General features: G+C 25.7%; 19 protein-coding genes. 1 reads left to right on the plus strand and 18 read right to left on the minus strand.

From position 1 onward, the window contains the following. Nucleotides 1–39: 39 nt before the first annotated feature. Entirely contained in the window at nt 40–591 is a 552-nt protein-coding gene (locus tag QZ321_RS04185; protein ID WP_291749839.1) for a biotin transporter BioY, read from the minus strand. Between the two features lie 164 nt (nt 592–755). On the opposite strand from QZ321_RS04185, the gene QZ321_RS04190 reads away from it, so the two are divergent. Next, the gene (locus tag QZ321_RS04190) at nt 756–2,270 is read left to right on the plus strand and encodes a bifunctional UDP-sugar hydrolase/5'-nucleotidase (protein ID WP_291749836.1); all 1,515 of its coding nucleotides are present in this window, start codon (nt 756–758) and stop codon (nt 2,268–2,270) included. Nucleotides 2,271–2,311: 41 nt separating this feature from the next. Here QZ321_RS04190 and QZ321_RS04195 read toward each other — a convergent pair whose 3' ends face one another. From QZ321_RS04195 to QZ321_RS04275, 17 genes are all read right to left on the minus strand, one after another. Then, nucleotides 2,312–2,629, minus strand: coding sequence for a PTS lactose/cellobiose transporter subunit IIA (locus QZ321_RS04195; RefSeq protein WP_291749833.1), 318 nt, complete (start codon nt 2,627–2,629; stop codon nt 2,312–2,314). Nucleotides 2,630–2,648: 19 nt separating this feature from the next. Next, nucleotides 2,649–4,001: a PTS transporter subunit EIIC gene (locus tag QZ321_RS04200; RefSeq protein WP_291749829.1), complete on the minus strand. Its 1,353-nt coding sequence runs from the start codon at nt 3,999–4,001 to the stop codon at nt 2,649–2,651. A gap of 21 nt (nt 4,002–4,022) precedes the next feature. Beyond that, nucleotides 4,023–4,325, minus strand: a complete 303-nt coding sequence (locus QZ321_RS04205; RefSeq protein WP_291749826.1) for a PTS sugar transporter subunit IIB — start codon at nt 4,323–4,325, stop codon at nt 4,023–4,025. 48 nt (nt 4,326–4,373) lie between these two features. Next, nucleotides 4,374–5,810 carry a glycoside hydrolase family 1 protein gene (locus tag QZ321_RS04210; protein WP_291749823.1) on the minus strand — a complete coding sequence of 479 codons (1,437 nt, stop codon included), beginning with the start codon at nt 5,808–5,810 and terminating at the stop codon, nt 4,374–4,376. A 148-nt stretch (nt 5,811–5,958) separates the two neighbouring features. Beyond that, nucleotides 5,959–6,687, minus strand: a complete 729-nt coding sequence (locus QZ321_RS04215; RefSeq protein WP_291749820.1) for a MurR/RpiR family transcriptional regulator — start codon at nt 6,685–6,687, stop codon at nt 5,959–5,961. Nucleotides 6,688–6,728: 41 nt separating this feature from the next. Further along, nucleotides 6,729–7,622 (minus strand): ROK family protein, encoded by an 894-nt coding sequence (locus QZ321_RS04220; RefSeq protein ID WP_294196275.1) that lies wholly within the window; start codon nt 7,620–7,622, stop codon nt 6,729–6,731. Between the two features lie 72 nt (nt 7,623–7,694). Continuing rightward, entirely contained in the window at nt 7,695–8,741 is a 1,047-nt protein-coding gene (locus tag QZ321_RS04225) for a LacI family DNA-binding transcriptional regulator (RefSeq protein ID WP_291749965.1), read from the minus strand. A gap of 308 nt (nt 8,742–9,049) precedes the next feature. After that, entirely contained in the window at nt 9,050–9,505 is a 456-nt protein-coding gene (locus tag QZ321_RS04230; protein ID WP_291749962.1) for a DIP1984 family protein, read from the minus strand. A 232-nt stretch (nt 9,506–9,737) separates the two neighbouring features. Further along, entirely contained in the window at nt 9,738–10,865 is a 1,128-nt protein-coding gene (locus QZ321_RS04235) for an ABC transporter permease (protein WP_291749959.1), read from the minus strand. Continuing rightward, nucleotides 10,858–12,009 carry an ABC transporter permease gene (locus QZ321_RS04240; RefSeq protein ID WP_291749955.1) on the minus strand — a complete coding sequence of 384 codons (1,152 nt, stop codon included), beginning with the start codon at nt 12,007–12,009 and terminating at the stop codon, nt 10,858–10,860. The genes QZ321_RS04235 and QZ321_RS04240 overlap by 8 nt, the downstream gene beginning before the upstream one ends. 12 nt (nt 12,010–12,021) lie before the next feature. Continuing rightward, entirely contained in the window at nt 12,022–12,951 is a 930-nt protein-coding gene (locus QZ321_RS04245; protein ID WP_291740840.1) for an ABC transporter ATP-binding protein, read from the minus strand. A 99-nt stretch (nt 12,952–13,050) separates the two neighbouring features. Then, complete coding sequence (locus QZ321_RS04250; protein ID WP_291749952.1) at nt 13,051–13,671, minus strand: response regulator transcription factor; 621 nt, start codon at nt 13,669–13,671, stop codon at nt 13,051–13,053. Between the two features lies 1 nt (nt 13,672). After that, nucleotides 13,673–14,791, minus strand: a complete 1,119-nt coding sequence (locus QZ321_RS04255) for a histidine kinase (RefSeq protein WP_291749949.1) — start codon at nt 14,789–14,791, stop codon at nt 13,673–13,675. Nucleotides 14,792–14,893: 102 nt separating this feature from the next. Then, nucleotides 14,894–15,607, minus strand: coding sequence for a lysoplasmalogenase (locus tag QZ321_RS04260; RefSeq protein WP_291749946.1), 714 nt, complete (start codon nt 15,605–15,607; stop codon nt 14,894–14,896). Between the two features lie 249 nt (nt 15,608–15,856). After that, on the minus strand, nt 15,857–16,759 hold the full coding sequence (locus tag QZ321_RS04265) for a Ppx/GppA family phosphatase (RefSeq protein ID WP_291749943.1): 903 nt from the start codon (nt 16,757–16,759) through the stop codon (nt 15,857–15,859). Nucleotides 16,760–16,781: 22 nt separating this feature from the next. Beyond that, the gene (locus tag QZ321_RS04270) at nt 16,782–18,065 is read right to left on the minus strand and encodes a DUF389 domain-containing protein (protein ID WP_291749939.1); all 1,284 of its coding nucleotides are present in this window, start codon (nt 18,063–18,065) and stop codon (nt 16,782–16,784) included. A gap of 92 nt (nt 18,066–18,157) precedes the next feature. Then, nucleotides 18,158–18,469: a hypothetical protein gene (locus tag QZ321_RS04275; protein ID WP_291749936.1), complete on the minus strand. Its 312-nt coding sequence runs from the start codon at nt 18,467–18,469 to the stop codon at nt 18,158–18,160. Nucleotides 18,470–18,636 lie beyond the last annotated feature (167 nt).

Consider the following 18,636-nt stretch of genomic DNA (forward strand, 5'->3'; position numbering starts at 1 on the left):
TTCTTAAATTATGTTATTGAGTTCATAAAGTATTAAATCTTAAAATTTATTATAACTAATAATTTTTTTCATTGATTTATTATTTATTAGTATAAAACCAAGCATAGTTGCTAATATTAGCTTAATAATATCAACTAAAATAAAGGGAAGAACACTTACTAAAAAAGAATTATAAAAGGTTGTTCCTGTTACTAATGAAAATTGAAAAATACCTATTAAATAATTAGGAATTGAAGATAATATAATTCCTAAAAAAATTAAAGCTTTATTATTTATTTTTTCACAAATTAAACCTATAATAAAACTCATAATTGGAAATGATAAAATGAATCCACCTGTTGCTCCTAATATTTTTCCAACCCCTCCTGAAAATCCCGAAAATACTGGTAATCCGATTGTTCCCATTAATAAATAAACTAATATAGATACAAATCCCCTTTTACTTCCTAAAATAATTCCTGCTAAGCAAACTGCAAAAGTTTGTAAAGTAAATGGTACTCCTCCAGGCATTGGTATTGTAATTTGTGAAAGTATTGCTGTTATTGTTGCAAATATACCACAATATACAATATTTAAAGTTTTACTTCTCATAATTTTCTCTCCTATATTATTGTTTTGATTTACAAATATTTTATAACACAAGCTTTATTCAGTCAATTTTTTATTTTTTCCTGTATTGTAATCAAATTTGACTTATGTAAAAATAAATATTATATATTAATATTAAAAATTTAACTAAAGAAGAGGTGCTAATAATGAAAAATTTAAAAATTTATTTTACATCTGATCTTCATGGATATGTCTATCCAACAGATTATATAGAAAGAAATGAAAAAAATATTGGTTTACTTAATATAATCAATCAATTTAATAAAGATGGAAATACATTAATAATTGACGGAGGAGATACTATTCAAGGTTCAGCCTTTACAAATTATTTAAGTAATTCTAAGTTTTCAATCCACCCAATATCAACTATTATAAATGCTGGAGGATATGATTTTATTACTCTTGGTAATCATGATTTTAATTATGGCAAAGAATATTTAAAAAAGTATTTAAATAACTTAAATGCTATTTGTCTTTGTGCTAATGTTATAGATAAAACTAATGAATTACCAATAATACCTTATAAAATAAAAACAATGGAAAATGGATTAAAGGTTGGATTAATTGGATTTACTACTGATTTTATTAATAGATGGGAACGTCCTGAAAATATAAAGAATATTGATATTAATGATACTTTTGAATCTGTAAAAAAATATTATGAGACTGTAAAAAATAATTGCGATATACTTATAGGTATTTATCATGGTGGATTTGAATATGACTTAGAATCTCATAAACAATTAAGCTCTACAAAAGAAAATATAGCATATAAAATTTGCAAAGAATTTGACTTCGATGTACTTCTTACTGGTCACCAACATTTACCTATTTCTAATAAAGAAATTCATGGAACACATGTAGCTCAAACTCCTCAAAATGGTAAAAGCTTTTTAGAATTAAATCTTACTATAGATGATGATAAATCAATTAAAATTAATTCATCATTAAAAAATATAGAATTAAATCCTAATAAAGAAATGTATAATAAATTTTTACCACTTGAAAATAAAGTTCAAGAATGGTTAGATACACCTGTTGGTATTTTAGATACAGCATTAGAGCCTACAACTCATTTAGATATGGCTTTAAAAGGTTCAAATTTAGCTAATTTTATAAATCAAATTCAATTAGAATGTAGTAATGCGGATATATCATGTACAGCTTTTGCAAATATAATAAAAGGATTTAGCAAAAATGTTACTGTAAGAGATATTTTATCTACCTATCCATATCCAAATACCTTAGTTGTTCTTGAAGTTAATAGAAAAATATTAAAATTAGGTTTAGAAAGAGCTGCTAGTTACTTTGAAAATATTGATGGCAATATAACAATATCTGAAAGATTTTTAAAACCTAAAGTTGAACATTATAATTATGATTATTTTTCAAATATTAATTATACTTTTGATTTAAATGAAAATGTTGGAAATAGAGTTACTTCTATTAAATATAAAGGCGAAGAATTATCTGATAATAAAACCTTAAGCTTAGTTATGAATAACTATAGAGCAAGTGGAGCTGGTGGTTATGAATGTTATGAGAACTGCATGGTTCTTAATGAAATTTTGATTGAAATGCCAGAAATAATTATTAACTACTTTAAAAACAACCCAAATGTAATTGTAGATACATCTAGATACTATGAGATTTTAAAATAGCAAAAAAACAAACTGATTAAACTCAGTTTGTTTTTTTATTTTTATCTTATTTCCTTTAAATCCTTATACATTTCTATCATTTCTTCAACTAATGATTTTATAGTTTCAGCAGCCATCATTTGATCTTCTGCATGCATAACAATTAAAGAAAACTCTACTTTTTCTCCTGATGCTTCCTTTTGTATTAAATCAGCATGTGCATGGTGTCCCTTAATAAGAAACTGTGATGCTTCATCTAATTTTAATTTTCCTTCTTCATAGTTTCCATTTCTTACATCCCTTAATGCTTCAATAGCTAAAGATTTAGCCATTCCAACATTACTTATTATTTCAAATGCTATCAATTCTAATCCATTCATATTTATTACCTCTAATTCATTAAATTGCGTTTATTTCTAAGTCATTAGTTTCTTCTTCGTTTTTTAATTCTGCTTTACTTGCAGCCATTACAAACGGTGCATATATAAATACACTAACTGCTAAACAAACTAATCCTACTATTAATGCTCCAATATTCCCCCCAGTACCTAAAAACGGTGCTAAAGGTCCTGGTGTTGTCCAAGGCACTCCATATGCTATAGGTGGAATTATCTTGAAAACTACTATAGCTAAATATCCAATCATTATATTTACTATTGGAGTTAAAATAAATGGTATCATGTATATTGGATTTAACACTATAGGCAATCCAAATATAACCATCTCATTTATATTAAATAAACCTGGCGCAAATGAAAGCTTTGCTATACTTTTTTGTTCCTTTGCTTTACTGAATATAAATATTGCAATTATTAATCCAAGTGTTGCTCCTGATCCACCATATGCTCCAAAAGCATCATATAATCCATTAAATGTTACTGGATAAGGTGCTCCCCATGAAGTACCATTTGCCACAGCATGTAATATATTTGCATTTGATGCCTCTGCAAACATTGTATCACGAACAGCTGCAATAGTATTTGGACCATGAATTCCCATAACCCAAAGACTTTGAGATATTAATGTTAAAGTTAATACTGAACCAACATTTTGTCCTAATTTTGTTAATGGAGTTTGAATTACATTATAAACTAATTCATGTAATCCACCTGGTGCAACTTTTTTAATAAAGAAGTTTAGTATAGAAAATGAAACAGTAATTATTATTATTGGTAATAATAACTTAAATGTTCTAGCTACTGCTGGTGGAACTTGATCTGGCATTTTTATCTCTAATCTCTTAGATTTTGATAATATTGCCATAAATTCTCCAACTAATAAACCTACGATTATAGCTACAAATAATCCTTGTGCTCCCATAAATCTTATACTTAAATGATTTACACCATCTATATTCACATAGTCTGAGTAAATTATAAAGTAAACTGATATTGCTGTTAATCCAGATAATAAATCATCTGATTTAAGATGTTTTGCCAAATTTCTAGCAATTAAAAATACAATCATTATTGCTAAAATATCCGCTGAACCTTTTAATACAGGAGTAAATATAGCTTGACATTCACCTATGTTAGGAAAAATTTTATCTAACATCAATAATTTACAAACAAACCCATCAGGTGATAATAAAACAAAATTAAGTAAAACCATTAAAGACCCAGCCATAGTTAATGGGAATGTTAATATAAACGAATCTCTTACTGCACAAATATGTCTTTGTGAGTTTAACTTACTAGCTAGTGGAACTAATAACCTTTCTATTTGAGACTGAAATTTCTCCATAAAACTCATAAATTTCTTACCCCATGTTTTCTACTTTATTTTAGTTAAAGTGCTTTTTAATATTGTTTTTCCATCCATTATTCCATATGATCTCATATCTATTACTTCTACTGGAATTCTTCCATTAGCTAATTTTTCTACTACTGGTTTTTGGAAACGTACTTGTGGCCCTAAAAGAACAATATCTACCTCATCAATTCTAGTTGAACATTCAGATACTGGTAAAGCTTCTATAAAAACCTCTTCACCCATTTCCTTTGCTGCATTATTCATTTTGTTAACTAATAAACTTGTTGACATCCCCGCTGAACAAACTAATAATATTTTTTTCATTTTAATCTCTCCCTTTATAATCAATTTTTATTTTATACTTTTTAAAATTTATAAATTTTCACCATTACTACTTATTACATCTTTATACCAATAGAAACTTTTTTTCTTAAATCTTCTTAAATCCTTTTCATCATTTTCATCTCTATCTATATATACAAAACCATATCTCTTTTGATATCCATTAAGCCAACTTAATAAATCGGTAAATGACCAAGTACAATATCCTATAAGCTCAACACCATCTGTTATTGCTTCTTTACATGCTACTATGTGCTCTTTTAAATATTTAATTCTATAATCATCATTTACTGTATTATCTTCTAATTTATCAAATTCACCAAGTCCATTTTCTGTTATTAATATAGGTAATCCATATCTGCTAGTTAATCTTCTTAAACCAGTTCTAAGTCCAGTTGCATCTATGTTCCAGTCCCAATTAGTTGTTTCTAAACTTGGATTTTTTACATTTTTATAAACTCCTGGTATTCCACTTTCCTTTGTAGTTCCTTTTTTACCAGTAGTGTTCATTCCTTCTGAAGCTCCAACACCATCTAATGGATTCATTGCAACAGTTGATGTTTGATAGTAGTTAATTCCTATAAAATCTGGTTTTGCTCTGCTTAATAATTCAAGGTCACCATCTTCTATAAGTGGAGCTATTCCTAATTTTTCATAATATTTTAATGCAAATGTAGGATATACTCCCTTACAATAAACATCAAGCCACCAATTACAGTTTAAATCTTCAGAATTTTCTGCTGCTAAAATATCTTGTGGATTACAACTATAAGAATAGTTAGGTGAAAAAGCAAAGCTTGGACCAATCATTCCATTTGAAACATATTTTCTAAAAGACTCAATAACTTTTGCATTTGCCAAATTTGCAATATGGTTTGCTTGTAACATTCTTTTATGATCTTTAACACCTGGTGGATGCAATGCTGTTAAATATCCTAATGTTAAAAATACATTTTGTTCATTTAACGATACCCAATACTTAACCTTTTTACCAAATCTCTTAAATAAAGTTACACAGTAATTATTGAAATCATTTATTATTTCTCTTGATTCCCATCCACCATATAATTCTTGTAAGTGTTGTGGTAAATCCCAGTGATATAATGTAACTATTGGAGTTATATTATTTTCAATTAATTCATCAATTAAATTTTCATAAAACTTAAGTCCTTCTTCATTTACCTTTCCTCTACCATTAGGAAATATACGAGTCCATGCAATTGAAAATCTATATGCCTTTAATCCCATTTCTGCCATCAAAGCAACATCTTCTTTATATCTGTTATAATGATCTACAGCAACATCTCCATTAGTATTTTTATAAGTTGTCCCTTCTTTTTTAGTGTATATATCCCAAACACTTTTTCCTTTTCCATCTTGATCCCACGCACCTTCTACTTGATAAGCTGCTGATGCTGACCCCCATAAAAAGTCATTTCGGAATTTGTCTAATTTTTCATATATCATTTTTTCATCTCCCCTTCCTGTTATATCCATAGTATAACCTATCCTTTTTCTTAAAGGAATGGTTTACATAACTAAAAAAACATGTTTCTTTTTTTTAAATTTAGTACAAAAATGTAACAAGATGTTTTATTTTATATAATTAGTTTAATTAAACTAAATACTCATTATATAACTTCTTTCCTACCCTTTCTATCATATAAAGCACAGGAATTTGTGTAGTTATATCACTATAATTTGCTTTTATCTGCTGAACATAATACGGTAAATTTAAATTAGACATTCTTGCTATAGTACAATTTTCAATATTAGTTATACTAGCTATTGTACATCCTTCTTCCTTAAATCTATTAATATTTTCAATTGTCGCCTGTGTTTCTCCAGAAACAGATAATGCTATCACTAAGCAATTATCATTACATTTAAAGTTCTTTGGAAAAAATGGATCATCAATATGAACTGTAAATTTTCCAATTGCAGAAAAATATCTTGCTGCATATTTGCATAATACACCAGATGAACCTATACCAAGAAAAATAATCGTACTAGCATCTTTAACTAGATCACATAACTTTTCAAGTCTTTTATCTAAATCGCTACTTTCAATATTCTTTAAGAAATTTATTATCTCAGAAGTATCATCACTTATCTTTTTTATATTATTTTCTTCTATATACATTTTGAATTTTAACTTAAATTCCGAAAACCCCTCACAGTTTAACTTTTTACAAAATCTAAAAATAGTTGTTGTAGATACATGTGCTTCATCTGCTAGTTCCCTTATTCTCATATATATAACCTTTTTACTATTTGTCATTATATATTCATATAAGCTTAGCTCTAAACTATTTAAACTTTGTATAATCTCATAGCTAAACATATTTATTCACCTCGATTTATACATAGATATATATTCATTTCCTAAATGTTTACATTAATTATTGCACCTAAAATATTAGCATCATTATTATACTTACATCTATCAATTTCAGTGGTAATAAAGTCAGCCTTTAAATATTCAATACATTTTTCCTTATAACACTTTTTAACCTTATCAATAAACCAATCTTCCTCTGAGATTCCTCCCCCTATACAAATAACTTCAGGATTATAAAAAACTGTTATTGCAATTAATTCTACAACCATATTATTTATCCATTGGTTTACTGACTCTTCTGCAACTTTATTTCCATTTAAAAACTTATTACATACTTCATGTCCATAAGAAACTTTTTCTTCTTCATTTACTTTACTATTATAAATTTCTATTAATCCTAACATAGAAGCATAATCACCAATCTTATCTATTTGATTAGTCTTATAGTTTATAAAAGGTATATTATGGAACTCACCTGCAAAACAGTCCTTTCCATATATAACTCCATTTTCATTACATAAACATCCACCAGTTCCTGTACCTATGATTAAAAATGCTGAAGATTTTTTACCTTGTGCATTTCCAATTTTAAACTCACATAATCCTGCTGATTTAGCATCATTTATAGACTTAACCTTTTTGTTAGTTCTTTTTTCTATCTCATAATTTATATTAGTATTATACATAACTACAACATTAGGAGCTGCTAATGATTTAACATCTGAACTTTCATTAATAAGACCAGGTGCACTTACTCCTATAGCATCGAATTCTATATTATGTTTTATATTTGAACATATATAATCATAAAATTCATCTTTTGTTTCAAATTTAATAGTTTTAACCTTCCACTTTTCTTTTATGTTATAGTTATCATCAACTAAAGCATATTTAATAAAAGTTCCTCCAATATCAATTCCTAAATTATAATTTTCCATAAAAACACTCTCCCTCTCACTATAAACACGTGTTTACAACTTTCAAAATATTAGTTACTTATATATAAGTAACTAATTCTTTAAATATTCACAACTTTTTCTTGATACCAATGTAGTAGGCACATTATAAGCTTTAAAAATATTTATATTATCTTCAATAGAATCAATAATTGAATTTGTTGCTAATTCAGCCATTTTAATTAATTCCATTTGCATAGTACTTAATGGTGTTTCTAAATACTTACTTTCTTCTATATTATCAAAACCTATTATAGAAATATCTTCTGGCACTTTTAAACCATTCTCTTTAATTGCTCTTATTGCACCAATTGCTATTTTATCATTAGCAGCAAATATGGCTGTTGGTCTATCCTCCATTGAAAGTATTTTTTTTGCTGAATCATATCCACCTTCTTCAATAAACTCTGAAAAAACAATAAATTCATCTCTAATTTCAATATTTGAATCTTGTAATGATTTTTTATATCCTTCTAATCTTTGAATAGAAGAAAATTTCTTTATATCTCCTGTTATATGAGCAATTTTTGAATGATTTAAACTTATTAAATAATTAGTTGCATTATATGCACCAGAATAATTATCAGAATTAACAATTATACATTTATTATCCTTGTTGTATAAACTTGTATCTTGATCTACTAATACAACCTTGTAACCACCTTGAATTATTCTTTTTATTTCTAAATCATCATTATTCTCACCTATGAATATTCCCCCAGAAATTGTTTTATTATAAAAACATTCTTTAATCTCTTCATATCTTGACTCATCATGTATTATATGAACTAAAACTTTATACCCCTTTTGACTAGCAGCTTCTATAACAGAACTAGTAAATTCTAAATAATAAGGACTTTTTGTAATTCTATTTTTAATTCCACCACTTCTCTTTACTATATCAATAATAAAAAGACCTATAATTCTATTTTTATACCCTGCAAGCGTTCTAGCTGATGCATGAGGAACATAGTTATACTCCTTTATTACTTTTAATACCTTTTGTCTAGTATCTTCTGGAACATTACTATAATTATTTATAACTCTAGATACTGTGCTTCTAGAAACACCTGCAATCTTAGCTATATCATTGCTATTCATAAAAAATTCTCCTCTTTATTAAACACGTGTTTATGGATTAATTATACACCTAATGAAAAGGTTTTACAAATATTTTTAAAAAAATAATAAAGCTCAAGAAAATTAACTCTTGAGCCTTAAATCCCTATCCCACCCTCATTTATAAGTCAGCATATGGTTGTAACTTTAATTCTTTACTTTACTCTTGTAACAATACTGAACTCAACTTTAATTACATGCACTGGTTCCGTAATGCTATAATGCGCTAATTTACACCTCAGTTAGCAGAGCTTATGCTCGCCCTTATAAATTACCATCTAAATATTTAATTATTCAACCAAATCTATCGTCCAATTTAAACTTTGAAGCTTAGTATCTATAAGTCTATATTCTTTAGATAACTTATCCACTTCTTCTTGTTTTTCTGATACATTTACAGTACTCAAAATTTTTATTTCTTTGTTAGAATATCTATCTATTTTTTCAGATGCTGTATCTATAAAACTTCTTAAAACAGATAATTTTAAGCCTAAAGCATCTCTTTTTGCAATTATATCTGTAATGCTTTCACCTTCAATATAAGTTAAACTATTAGTTTTATTTATTGCTTTTATAAGTTTTTCAAGCTCAATAATATTTCCATCTAATTCTTTTAATAAAACTACTGGATCTTCTGCTGGAACATCACCTTCTTGAACCTTTGCATTTCTAATAAGTCTTTCTTTAAGTGATGCAATTCTCTTTTGTACATCAGCTCTTAAATTTAATGCTTCTGCCAATTTCATAAGTTGTATCATCTCCAAATATTCATAAATTATCAATAGTAAACAAATACTTACTAATTAAGTTCAAATTTTCTTTAATTAATAATTTAATACTACAAATTTAATATAAATTTATTATCTATATTATGCTATTATTATTAATTATCGTCAAGTGTTATTCATTTTCTAATCTAAAAACTAATAGATACTTAACTATTAAATTAAAATATTTTAAACTTATAATACAATTAAGTTATTTTGCTTCTTTTATTAACACAATTTTATTCTTAGTACAAAATATACTTAATAGGAAAAATACTAAAACTAATAATATCATACAACCTACAAATGGTACTATGCTCATAATTCCCTCATTAGCTTGAAGTTTTTCAATTATTATATAAAACCATCTTATTGGCAATACATTTCCTACCTTTTGCATTTCTTTACTCATCATATCAAAAGTCCAATATGCTCCACTTAACATAAATACTGGTAAAGTAAATGTAGTCATTACTAAAGTAAATATAACTTTATTTTTAATTATTGATGAAAGAAATAATCCTAATGAAATTGCCATTAACACTAAAATAAACATTAATATTAATACAATAAAATCATTTTTAAATCCAAAATTAAAATTTGTTAATTTACAAATAATATAATATTCTATAGCTGGTATACAAGAGGTTAAAAAATATACTATTAGTTGTCCACCAAAATATTCTCTTTCATTTATCTTGCTAAGTAATATTCTATCTTTAGTATTTTGTCTTTCATCTTCTAATATAAATCCACAACTTAATGCTGCTGTAACAAATATAACATATAAAACCATTCCTACTGATACATAAGGATTTTTACTATCATTAATTTTATTTATAAAATTATACTTAGGTTTAGAAGAATTAAAAGTATCTAAAACTTTACTTATTCCTTCTTTATCAATATCTACATTATTACATATCATTGCTAATGATGATACTTCTCCTTCTAAATATGATGTTACTATAGCTGATGCTTCTTCAGCCTTAATTGATTTTACTTTTACTTTATTTTCTTTTCCGCTTATAATATCATCTGTAAAATTTTCATCTATGATTACTACAACCGAACATTCTTCAAAAATTAAATTGCTAATATAATCCTCTTCATTATCTACAAAACTTATCTTAGCTCCATTTAAATTTTGTAATCCTTCTTCTATTGCCTTTCCAAGCTCACCTTTATCTTTATTATAAATTCCAATATTTAAGGTTTCCATTACCTCTCCTGCATAGGAAAAGAAAAATGTTAAGATTGCAGGTAAAACAAATGTTACAAATAAAAAACTCTTTCTCTTCATTAATATTTTTAATGTATTTTTAATCACTTTAAACATCTACCGTTTCACCTCTTTTTTTAATTATAATTACGTAAGAAATTAATACTAAAATTGATAAAACAATTGGAATAATTATTGCAACTAGGTATAAATTAGACTTTAATCCACATATCATTGTGCTAGTAGCTGTATTAATCCAATAAATAGGACTAATATACATAATCTTATTAATTACAGGTATTGAAGTAATCATTACCCTTGTTGAGTAACATCCTCCTAAAGCACAAATTATAAATGTTGCACCATTTAACAATCCACTAGCTGCTGTATCTGTTTTACTAACTATACCTACAATTGCTCCAAGCATTGATGAAAATAATCCAAAAACAACAAATAATAATATAAATTTAAAAGTATTTTCACCCCAATTAACTTTTAATACTAAACTAGTATAAATATAAACTAATAATATTTGTAATAAACTAATTATTGTTCCTAAAATCACTTTAGAAAGTATCATAATTTTTTCATTAGACTTTGACATTTTTATTCTGTTAATTGTGTTAAGTTGCTTTTCTTTATATACTAACTCTCCAATAACTGATGATACATTTAATATTATTAATGCAAGTTCTGCAAAGGTATAATATTCTGATGCAGTTACAGTCTTTTTCCCATTAACATCTTCACTTACTACATATTCATCATAAGAATTTTGAACTAAACTTTTAAATGCTTTAGGATTTAGTTCTCCAATAGCTTCATATGCCCCATATTTATTTAACAATGATTCTAACATACTTTTGAAAACTTTAGCTTTCATGTTATCACCATTTTTTGATGTGTATATATCAAAATTACTTTCATATAATGATACATAAGCAATTGCCTTTTTTTCATCTATGCTTTCTTTAACCGTTTCTAAATTTTCTACTTTTTTAAATTCGATATTTATCTCTTTTTTAATTTCGTCTTTAAACATTAAAAAACCATCTTTATATTTTGAACTATCTTCTACTGAGTAATAAACTATAGAATCCTTATCACTCTCTTTAAATATTTCTATTTGTGAACCCATTAAGTTATCTAAACTCAAGCTTAAAATAGTCATTAATACTATTGGAAAAAGGAAAAGCATTATTACATTTCCTTTTGATCTAAAAAACATTTTTAGCTCTTTTTTTAGCATTACAAAAAGCATATTTTTCGCCCCCTAATCTCTAAGTTTCTTACCTGTTAATGCTAAGAACACATTTTCTAATGTTGGTTCAGAATTTTCAATATTAATAATCTCTCCATCTAAACTTAATGCAGTTTCTATTATTTTAGTAAGCAAATTAGAATTTTTAATAGTTGATATTTTATACTGATTCTCACTAAAGACTACTTTTTCTATCCCTGTTATTTCTAATAATTTTTCTTCAAAATTATCTATCTTCTCTTTAACAGTTATATTAAAAATTCTCTTATCACCAATTAAATTTTTTAGCTCTTCACTTGTTCCTTCTGCAATTACATTTCCCTTATCAATTATTGCAATCCTATCACATATATCATCTACTTCTTGCATGTAATGTGAAGTATAAATTACTGTAGCTCCCTCATCTCTTAACTTTAAAACTGATTTTAAAATATGATTTCTTGATTGTGGGTCTATTCCAACTGTTGGTTCATCCATAATAATAAGCTTTGGTGAATGAGCTATAGCACAAGCAATATTTAATCTCCTTTTCATACCACCTGAAAATTCTGATGCCCTTTTCTTTCTTACGTCAGTTAACCCAACAAACTCTAAAACTTTATCAACTCTTCCTTTTAAATCCCTACCCTTAAATCCATATAATGAACAAAAGAATTCAATATTTTCTTCTGCTGTTAAGTCCCAATAAAGTGCAAAATCTTGAGGAACTATTCCTATATTTTCTTTAAACCTTCTTGTTTTAGTTTCTTTTTCTTCATAAATTATTTCTCCAGAAGTCCTTTTTATAAGTCCGCATATCATTCCTATAAGTGTACTTTTTCCTGCTCCATTTGGCCCTAATATTCCAAAAATTTCACCTTTATTTATTTCTAAATCAATATCATTTACAGCTATCATATCACCATATTCTTTAGATATTTTTTTTATTTCAAGCATTTTCATAAACCTTACCTCCATTACTACTTACATTTTATATTATACAAAAAAAGGTAATACCCTCCTACTGAAGAATATCACCTTTTTATATTACATTTGTCATATTTATAAATTTCCCTTTAGATAATTAACTGCAATAGCAGTTCTATGTTCTAAATTTGTTTTATCTAATATTATAGTTATATAATTTCTAATTGTACCTTCTGAAATAAATAACTTTTTGCTTATTTCTTTATTGCTAAGCCCCTCGCTTATTGCAATTATTATATCTTTTTCTCTTTCTGTAAATTCATATTTATTAAACTGTGGTTGATTACTTTTTCCTTGAAATTTATTTAATACATTTTCATTCATTACAATAGTATTGTTATAAACAGAAGTAATACTTTGAGCTATTTGTTCTGGTGTACTATTTTTTAGAATATATCCCTTAGCTCCATATTCTATTGCTTCATTAATATAATCCTCTTCATCAAAAGTAGTTAAAATTAAACACTTAGTATTTGATTTACTTACTATTTTGTTTACTGCTTCAACTCCAGACACTTTAGGCATTCTTATATCTAAAAGAGCTACATCTACATTTTCCTTAGTGCAAATATTTATAGCTTCTTCTCCATCTTCAGCAACTCCTACAATTTCAATATCAGCTTTTAATGGAAGCAATAGTTTTAAACTTTCCCTTATTAAACTATCATCATCACAAATCAATACTTTAATGCTCATTTTATCTCCTTTTATTTATAACCATATTTATTACAAATCCATTATCATTATAATATTCAACTCTACCGTTTATTTCTTCTAGCCTCTCTTCTATTCCACTTAACCCAAGCCCCTTAGCTAACCTTTCTACACCGTTTCCATTATCTCTTACTTCAACTCTATAAAACATGTTAAACACTAATATTGATACATTAATTTTTGTTGCATTAGAATATTTAGCCGCATTAGTTAAAGCTTCCTTTATATTTTCTTCTATAACCTTAAATTCAATTGATCTAATAGCAGATGTATCTCCTTCACATAAAAATATCGTTTCTATTCCAGTAACATATTGAAATTTTAATATAAGTTCTCTTATTGTTTCAATTCCAATAATAGATTGACTTGGTTTAACTTGTCTTAAAAATTCTCTAATTTCTTCCATGCCTTCTCTTAAGTTACTCATTGCTGTATCTAAATATTTTTTAGCTACTTCATCATTATTTCCTATCATTTCCTTAGTAACTTCTAGTTGCATCACAGAACCAGTTATTCTATGTCCTAAATGATCATGAAGCTTTTGCGCTATAAAATTACGTTCTTTTAATATTGTTATACTATTATTTTTGTCTAAATATTTTTCTAACTCATCAATCTTTTTTTCCATAACTATTTTATTTATATTACTAACTTTATTTAACCTTTTATACTTTTCTTCCTCATTTAATTTATCTTTTATTTCATATAAATATAAGTTGGTAATTATTATAGTTAAACTTATAATCATTAATTCTCTAATATCAACATAAGTAAAACTTGTAATATATAATATAAAAATTGATATTAGCATATTTATATATGATATAATCCTTCCTTCAAATAAATCAAACAATAATATTGTTAAAATTAAAACTGTATATGTATATCCTAAAAACATACTAAAAATAATTAATATAATTTCTATAGATGTTATTACTTTATAATTTGTTTTAGTTATATTTTTAATCAACTGAATACAATCTATTAGAAGTATAAATAATATTGCATAAGTAATATATTCAATACTCTTCCAGGCTACTCCTGTTAATATAATAATTCCAATAGATATAAAAATTAAATTAATAGCTAATGACTTTTTCATATCAAATTCCTCTTTTTAATAATTATATTAACTTAAAAATCTCCCATATGAAAGTAATCTTAACCCTCATATAGGAGACTTTTTTAATATTAAAATAATAAGTTAACTTAATAAACTTCTAAAAATAATGCTCTTTATACTTTCTTTATAGTAATTTGTACACGCAAAAACAAATATTGATAATGCAAGTACAAATTGACCTATATAATATGTAGCAAGACACATATAATTTGTTCCTGGAATATTTCCAAATTTATTTAACATAAGCATAAAATCTGATATAAAAAATAAAATACTCCCTATTACAATTGCTAAATTTGTAATATTTCTATCTCTTAATAGGTTTGAAATTGCCTTTCCAACCATAAATGAAATTATAATTGCATAAACACAACATATCCCTTTCATTAAACCATTTCCAAAATCTAAAAAGCTTGTAAATAATATTACAGATAATGAAAATACAGAAATAATACCTCCACATATTAAATCTTTGGTATTTATTTTTTTAAGAATACAATAAGCTACAAAATAAAATATATGCCCAACTGCAAATATTGCTGTACCAAGATAAAAATTAATTACAAGCAATATGTCTCCTAACATAGCAAATATCAATGCAATAAATAAACCCATTGGAAATCTTAAACTTACTTCATTTTTAATACAATAATTAAGATTTATACCCCCTGTGCCAACAAATAAAATACTAGCAATTGACTTAGCAAATAATCCACCACCAAACATATACCAAACATCAAAAATCAGTATAAGCATCAGCATAATAGCATTTACCATAAGAAATGATTTTTTCATATTTTCCCCACACCCCTATATTAAATTATTGTCCCTCTCGGAAAATAATTTACCATTAATCCCTTAAATAGTCAATAATACTAGTTATTAAATTTAAAATCTATTTTGTTATAATATTTTTCTTCATAAATAGAAGTAAAATAAATAAATTTATATTTAAATATAAATTTAAATCCCCTTATAATTTTTGTTTTTTACTTTAAATTAAATAATATAAAATTCAAAAAGACTAGTGCCTTATGCACTAGTCTATAAATTTTCATAAATTATTCCTTCTCTAAGTCCTATAGCACTTATAATAAATTTTTCAGAATTAAAATATTTAAGAATTAATAAAATGGCTCCAAGAGGAGAGGCAAATATTTCAGATCTCTTTTTTGATAATCCCTTAAGATTATCTCTTTTATCAATTGGCAGTTTTAAGAGCTTATCATATATTTTAGAAATCTCATCTTTTGTAATACTATAATTATGAAGTAATTCCTTTGGATAATCCTCATCACCTTTAGATACTCTTCCTATATGCTTTGCAATTCCACCAATTCCAACTACATTTAAATTATTATTTCTCCTTAACCATTTTATTTCTTCTAACTTTTCATAAATAAATTTACTAAGTTCAATTTCCATTTCCCTATTTTCAAGATTATTAAACATTTTAGTAAGAGGAATGCTTCCAAGTGGTAAACTTATTGTGTTTTTAAATTCTCCATTTTCCATAAGTGTAATTTCCATGCTAGAGCCACCTAAATCCAACAAAATAGCATTTTTTTCTTTCATTGTATTTTTAACAGCTAAATATCCATACTTAGCCTCTTCTAATCCAGATAAAATATTTACCTTTAATCCTAGCTCTAATTTAATTTTTTTACACACATCATTTTTATTTACAGCTCTTCTTACAGCTTCTGTTGCAACAACATATATATTTAAAACTTCGTATCTCTTACATATATCTTTAAAATCTTTTAATACATTTAGCAATATATTTAAACCTTTATCAACTAAATAATCCTCTTCCGTTAAATAACTTCCTAGTCTCATTGTCATTTTTGCTTCATTTAACATTTCAAATGTTGAGTTATTTTTTATTTTATAAATTATTAATCTTATAGAATTAGAACCAATATCTATTATTGCTTTTCTTCCCACAAAAATTCCCCCAATTACAATTTTAAATCTTTTCAATAATAACTTTTACTTTTTCTAAATTTAATCGTGCCTTAAACCAATTTTCTATATTTACTATATAATTATTTAAATCATCTTTATCGGTATATATTAAAAGTAATTCTACTTTTCCCTCTTCTTTGTTTTCACTATTGATATAACCAGTATAAATTTGTTTTATATCTGGATATATTGAACTTATTTCTTTATATATAGCTTCATTATCAATAGTATTATTAGAAGAATTACTTGTTGTATTGTTTGTCTTTGTAGGAACAGTATTTTGATTATCTTTTAAACTTGAAATATACTTTTCTAAATTATTTAAATCCATCCCTTCTTGCTTTATTATTAGTTTTTTATCTTTAAGTCCATACTCTTCTAAGCTTTCATTTAATGATTTTATTTTATCATTACTTATAGCATCACCTATAGTAACTAAAGTTATTGTGTTATCATTATAATTTATATCTTTACTTAATATGTATTGATTAGGTAATTTATCACTTATAAATTTATTTAAATCTGTTTCATAAATAGTTTTTCTTATCATCCAAACTGCCGAAATAATACTAGGTATCATAACTATTATTGATGAAATAATTATTATATGTCTTACCTTTCTTTGTCTTTCATAATCAACACTACTTTTATTAGGAATCTTTAATGCTTTAGTAACAATAAATGTTGCAATTGCAATAAAAAATCCATTTATAAAAAATAAATATCCAGCTCCAAGAAAAATACTTGCTTGACTTGTTGCTATACCATATCCTGCTGTGCATAATGGTGGCATAAGTGCTGTTGCTATTGCAACACCTGGAATTACATTACTTGATTTTTTACGTGTTAATCCTACCATTCCAGCAATTCCACCAACAAGTGCAATTATAACATCCCAAATAGTTGGACTCGTTCTTGCCAAAATTTCACTTCCTGCAGTAGTTATTGGTGTTATAGTAAAATATACTGTTGATGTAACCACACTTATAATAATTGAAATAATTAACACTCTAATAGATTTTCTAATAAGATTTGAATCAACAGTTGCAACACCATATCCTATACCAATTATAGAACCCATTAAAGGTGAAATTAACATAGCCCCTATAATTACTGCTACAGAATTCATATTTAAACCTATTGAAGCTATTATTATCGCACACATTAATATAATAAAATTAGAGCCATACATATTAACTCCTTCTAATATATTTTCATGTATTTCTTCATTAGTTGCTTGATTTCTTGTAAATTGATATTTAAATGTATCTAAATTAATTTTCATAAAAAAAATTCTCCTATACTATAGATTCCTTTTTAATTTAGTATCTACAGTATAGAAGAATATTATTATTTTTTATTATATTTAATTAAAATCTATTTCTTTAAACTTCCCTTTAATCCGTTAGAAATTGAATATTCTAAAACTAATGTAACTAATGCTAATATTGCTAATATTGGATTAGGAACTCCCCCTGTACGTTGAAAAGAAAAAAAGTCTGATAAAAACAGTAACCATGATATAGCTGTAATAGTATGTAATACAGTTCTTGGTATACTTTTGCTCATAAAATTAATAAATGGCCCCTTAGGTTTTATTTCATTTTCTTCCTTAATAATACTTTTATGCTTTATATTGCTAGATTTTTTATTTCCTACTTTGTTCTTACGTTTCTTATTCTTTGCCATCATAATTCCTCATTTCTCAGTTTATACTTTAACAATTTAATTATATAATCTTTATGAATATTTTAAAAGTACAAGTTATTCCAACCTAATTCTTCAAGGGTTAAAATCATAACAAATTACATATAAAAAAAGCTAAGAACTTAGGTATAAAATCTAAATCCTTAGGC

Origin of the sequence: uncultured Clostridium sp., from assembly GCF_910588715.1 — a bacterium.
Lineage (GTDB): Bacteria > Bacillota > Clostridia > Clostridiales > Clostridiaceae > Clostridium.